The sequence below is a fragment of the Clostridium acetireducens DSM 10703 genome, assembly GCF_001758365.1.
In the GTDB taxonomy this organism is placed as follows: Bacteria; Bacillota; Clostridia; order Clostridiales; family Clostridiaceae; genus Clostridium_C; species Clostridium_C acetireducens.
Genome location: NZ_LZFO01000071.1, coordinates 1 through 2,422 on the forward strand (window position 1 = coordinate 1; position 2,422 = coordinate 2,422).

Here is a 2,422-nt window from a genome sequence, read left to right on the forward strand (position 1 = left end):
AAGTATTCACTCCTCTTTGTTGTGTATTTTTGGTGGTACTTAAATATTCGACATTTTGGGGTGAATTTCCTTTTTGAATAATAAAAAAGTTAGTAAAATCAATGATTATAAAATATGAAATTTACTCAAATAATAATAAAGTACTATTTTTATATTCTAATTGTGCATTTGATTGTAATATCCAAAGCACTTTTTCTATTTCTTCATTAACAGAAAAATTAATTTCTCTATATCTATCTAATATAAATATTTTATCAAATTTTTTGCAAAAATCTTTAAATAAATTAAAATTATAACTCATATTTTTTACATAAACTAAATTTTTAATGTTTTTATTAGAACAAGAAAAAATTTTTTTAATACACTTATCAATTAATTCTATATTACCAATGCTCTTAACTATACTATTAAAATCCCAAATTACTCTTATATTAAAATTACTATTATTAATATAATTTAATAACTCTGTGAATTCTAATGAATTTTCATTAAAACTTAGAGAATTATATATTTCAAATTTTAACCTTTTTACTCTTAAACTATTATATATTAAATCTTTATATTCATAAGATACCTTTTCTAAATTTTCACATATAGCATCATCAGTAAATACTATTACTTCATATTCATTATTTAATCCCTCTAAAATAAATTTTTTTAAAACTTTAGGCAAGTTATTAAACTTAATATCTTCTGTACTTATACATAATAGTTTATCATCTTTTACATCACACTTAAAATTCATAATATACCTCTCAAAAAACAATTTATAACAATTTATATTCTTTATTTCGACATCATATTGAAATAATCCTTTTATTTACTTATAATAAATTAAAAAATTTATTAATTTATCAAAAATCCTTTTAACTTTAATTGATGTATTATTTTTTTCATTATATCTTCGTTTTCTGTTACAATAGTATGAAGATGAACTCCTCCAGTAAGAGCTGAAAGAGGTTCTGCTTTATATTCTTTAAATTTAACTATAAAATTTTTTACATCATATAATGTTTTTATCATTAACATGCATCTTATTTCACCATATAAAGAATGTTCTACAATCACATCTTTTACAATTCCACCATAGCTCACAATTATTTTTAACTCTTCTTCTATATTTTCTACAGTATGAAAAATTGCAACTACTCTAGTTACAACATTTTTTTCTTCTTTAGGAGACATATATCCTTCAGGAGTTGCTATTATAGCGTTTCCTGCTGCTCTTAATATTGCAATATCTTTAACTATAATTTGCCGTGTTACACCTAATTTTTCTGCTATATCATTGCCTTTTAAAGGAGATTCACTATAATTTAAAAGTTCTAATATATGTTTTCTTCTTTCCTTTGAATTCACATAAATACCCCCTTTTAGTTTTTAGAATCAAATATTTTTAATATATTTAATTCTTTATTACCTTCTATATTATTATGATGATTTTTAACTAAATATAAAAACTTATAACTATAATCATATTTTTTTAAAATATAGTATCCTTTTAAACCATGATTATAGTAAGTATCTATTATTTTGATTTTAGTAAATTTACTTAACTTTTTCGCAGTAATTTTATCTAATATGACCATAATACATTTTTGAACAACATTTAATGCATTGCATATTTTACCTATATCATGTAGCAATGCTAATTTTATCAAAAAGTTTTTATCATATTTTTTTTCTTTTTCACAAAATTTTTTAATATCATAAGCTACTTTTATAGAATGTTTTTTTTCATATACAGGCAATTTATTAAATAATTTTAACTCATAATCAGTTAAATAGTATTTAATAAACTCTTTATCTTGTAAATTTAAATTAGCAGTTATTGCCCAAATAAATTGTTTAATTCTATACAAAATCAAAACATTTACATCCTCCTAAATAATATATTAACACATATTAAAATAAACCACCATTAAATAAGTATAAAAAAAAGATGTCTATCTTAAATAGACATCTTTTTTGGTGGAGATAAGGAGATTCGAACTCCTGACCCCCTGCTTGCAAGGCAGGTGCTCTCCCAACTGAGCTATACCCCCATATGGTGGACCTTCAGGGACTCGAACCCCGGACCTACCGGTTATGAGCCGGTTGCTCTAACCAACTGAGCTAAAGATCCATAATATACCTGGCAGCGACCTACTCTTCCACAGGGTCTCCCCTGCAGTACCATCAGCGCTTTAAAGCTTAACCTTCGTGTTCGGCATGGGAACGGGTGTTACCTTTAAGCTATAACCACCAGATTTTTATTTTAAATAAGTACTACTCAGCTTTAACTAAGTAAATTACTTTTATTTGAAAGAAAATTATTCTTTCAAAATTGCACAGTATATTTAAGGTCAAGCCCTCGACCTATTAGTATCAGTCAGCTAAACATGTTACCACGCTTGCACCTCTGACCTATCAACCTGATGTT

The 2,422-nt window shown here is 24.9% G+C and carries 3 protein-coding genes, 2 tRNA genes and 2 rRNA genes; all 7 read right to left on the reverse strand.

All coding sequences use genetic code 11. From position 1 onward, the window contains the following. Window positions 1–121: 121 nt before the first annotated feature. Window positions 122–745, reverse strand: a complete 624-nt coding sequence (locus CLOACE_RS11485) for a hypothetical protein (RefSeq protein WP_070111388.1) — start codon at window positions 743–745, stop codon at window positions 122–124. Window positions 746–846: 101 nt separating this feature from the next. Further along, the gene (locus CLOACE_RS11490; RefSeq protein WP_070111389.1) at window positions 847–1,359 is read right to left on the reverse strand and encodes a transcription repressor NadR; all 513 of its coding nucleotides are present in this window, start codon (window positions 1,357–1,359) and stop codon (window positions 847–849) included. A 14-nt stretch (window positions 1,360–1,373) separates the two neighbouring features. Further along, window positions 1,374–1,868, reverse strand: coding sequence for an HD domain-containing protein (locus tag CLOACE_RS11495; RefSeq protein ID WP_070111390.1), 495 nt, complete (start codon window positions 1,866–1,868; stop codon window positions 1,374–1,376). Between the two features lie 101 nt (window positions 1,869–1,969). Next, window positions 1,970–2,045 (reverse strand) — tRNA-Ala (locus tag CLOACE_RS11500). 3 nt (window positions 2,046–2,048) lie between these two features. Continuing rightward, window positions 2,049–2,125 (reverse strand) — tRNA-Ile (locus CLOACE_RS11505). Window positions 2,126–2,132: 7 nt separating this feature from the next. Beyond that, window positions 2,133–2,249 (reverse strand): 5S ribosomal RNA (rrf, locus tag CLOACE_RS11510). A 92-nt stretch (window positions 2,250–2,341) separates the two neighbouring features. Then, window positions 2,342–2,422 (reverse strand): 23S ribosomal RNA (locus CLOACE_RS11515); the annotation flags it as partial.